The sequence below is a fragment of the Acetobacter sp. UBA5411 genome, assembly GCF_002409645.1.
In the GTDB taxonomy this organism is placed as follows: domain Bacteria; phylum Pseudomonadota; class Alphaproteobacteria; order Acetobacterales; family Acetobacteraceae; genus Acetobacter.
In genome coordinates this window covers 1-2,163 of sequence record NZ_DHNR01000020.1, presented here as the reverse complement: position 1 = coordinate 2,163, position 2,163 = coordinate 1, and the positions used below count along the sequence as shown (strand labels likewise).

The window sequence follows — 2,163 nt, the reverse complement described above, 5'->3', positions numbered from 1 at the left end:
CCCGAAACCCGGTTTTCAGACACCGCCCCGCACCATACCTCCCATCGACGGTCACCTGCTTGGACGCCTTGAAGCCATTGAACGCCGCGTGGACCGGCAGCCTGGTATAGCCCGGCGTCGGGCACTGCTTATATTGGGTGTCAGGGACGCGATGACAAAAGGCGCACCGAAGGAGGGCGCGGCCAGCACCGGGATGACCGAAAAGGAAATCCTCGCCCAGATCAGGATATTGCGAGAAAAAACCTCGGCATGACGGGCACGATCATCATCCTTCCCGGCGGGGAAAGGTTCCAGCTCGAATGGCGCCGGACCGACCCGGAGCGGTGGGAACGCCGCCTGAAGGCAAAATATGATGAGAGCCGGAGCGCGGAGCGTTCTGACAAGGCGCGATGCCTATGCCAGCATCGCGGCGCCGTACTACCTCTACAGATCCGTTACCGGGCGGACAGTCACAGTTATCACCTCGCCGTCTGGCCAAATGAAGGGCCGCTGCATGAAAAGACATGCCCGTTCTACAAGCCTGATCCGGAGAAAAGTGGGCGCGCCAGCTATGTAAATAGCGTAATTCGCGAGTGTGAGGATGGGGATGTCGCTGTGACCCTGTCGATCGGCCTGCGCCGCAAGGGACCACCCCGGCCAGTCGATGACACGCCGCTGCCTGCTTCAGATCGGCCCGGACAGGCGCGACAGCGCCGGATGACGCCTCTCGGGCTGCTCCATCTCCTGTGGGAGCGGGCGGGGCTGACCGAATGGCGGCCACAATTCGCCGGACACCGCACACCGACGGTCGCCCTGGGCCGGATCGCCTCTGCCGGAACCCGGATCCGGGCGCAGGGCAGACTGATCTCCGATCTTCTCTGTCCTGTTGCCCCAGGGCATGAAAAGTTCGGACGGCGTCTCCATGCCGTTGTCAGGACAGAAGGACAGGAAAACCATCTGTTCCTGATCGGGTTCGTGGAGGCTCTGGAACCAGATCCCAGGGGCAATTTCACGATGGCCCTGAGCGGTCAGCGCAACGGTTACCGCTGCTTTCTGACAGTGCCTGCTGCCGAGAGGAACCGTCTTGTCCGGTCGCACCAACTGGCGGCAGCCACACTCGCCCTGCCCGAAGCGGCGCGGCAGGCACATGTTGTGGCGTTGCTCTATGTGACGGCACGAAACATCGGAACGCCCAATAGCCGATGGAAGGGCTGGATCCAGGCGGAAGTCAGGACCGGTGCCCTGATGACCGTCTCTCGCAGCATGCTTCCTTTCGAAAGCGGCCATGAACTGGCGGTAGCCGATGCCCTCGTGGCAGCGGGACGCGCATTCGAAAAACCACTGCGTTTCGACGCGGAACGGGATCTCGTTTTCCCGGATTTCATCCTGCAGGACACGGCGCGGAATGACGGATATCCAATGGAAGTTTTCGGTCGCACGGACGAGGCCTACACTACCAGACGAGCCGAAAAGGAAAATTACTACGACGCGACCTTCGGAGCGGGTGGATGGTGGTCATGGGATGCGACAACAGGGAGCCGGATGCCGCCTTTTCCATCAGGCAGGCTGAGATAAAACAGGGTGACTTCTTCACTTGGCTGCCTTATATGTAGCACCATGAAGCTGAACTCCCATCAGGTTGCTCTGGCAGCAATAAGAAAGCAGACCCTTGCGAACACGAAGAGCAAGCGGACAGCCCATGCGGCTTTGCTGCGAATGGGGATTATCGATAGCAAAGGCGCGGTTACCAAAGAGTACACGCGTGACCCACGCATTGAGGGCATGCTTAAAGCGTAACTGCGTTGACAGCTCTTCATACATCTTTTGTACTCGGTTATCATGGTTGTTCTGAAGAGGTCGGCCGGAAACTGATTAACGGAGAAAGCGCACCAACTCCGTCGGAGACCGACTACGATTGGCTTGGACCGGGTTTCTATGTCTGGGAGTCCGACCCGTTACGTGCGCAAGAATGGGCATATCAGAAACAGCGCAGGGATTCCGGTTTCAAACCGTTCGTTATTGGTCTGGTCGTAGATCTGGGCAACTGTCTTGATTTAACGACACGCGAAGACCTGGAGATGCTCAAGACCGCCTATGAAGGCCTGCGAGACACATTAAGCACGGATGATATACCGATGCCGGTGAATCGTGATTCCCGGCACGACGTAAATAGTGATAAACTTT

General features: G+C 58.6%; 1 protein-coding gene and 2 pseudogenes. All 3 read left to right on the top strand.

The window, feature by feature from the left end:
- Positions 1-253 (top strand): annotated as a pseudogene (locus B3759_RS07005) (conjugal transfer protein TraG); the annotation flags it as partial.
- Positions 250-1,554 carry a DUF1173 family protein gene (locus B3759_RS07000; RefSeq protein WP_291365011.1) on the top strand — a complete coding sequence of 435 codons (1,305 nt, stop codon included), beginning with the start codon at positions 250-252 and terminating at the stop codon, positions 1,552-1,554. The pseudogene B3759_RS07005 and the gene B3759_RS07000, both read left to right, overlap by 4 nt.
- A 227-nt stretch (positions 1,555-1,781) precedes the next feature.
- A pseudogene (locus tag B3759_RS06995) lies at positions 1,782-2,163 on the top strand (hypothetical protein); the annotation flags it as partial.

What these genes read in the sequence shown, in the direction of transcription:
- B3759_RS07000 (WP_291365011.1), top strand. Translation starts at nt 250, where the DNA reads ATGACGGGCACGATCATCATCCTTCCCGGCGGGGAAAGGTTCCAGCTC.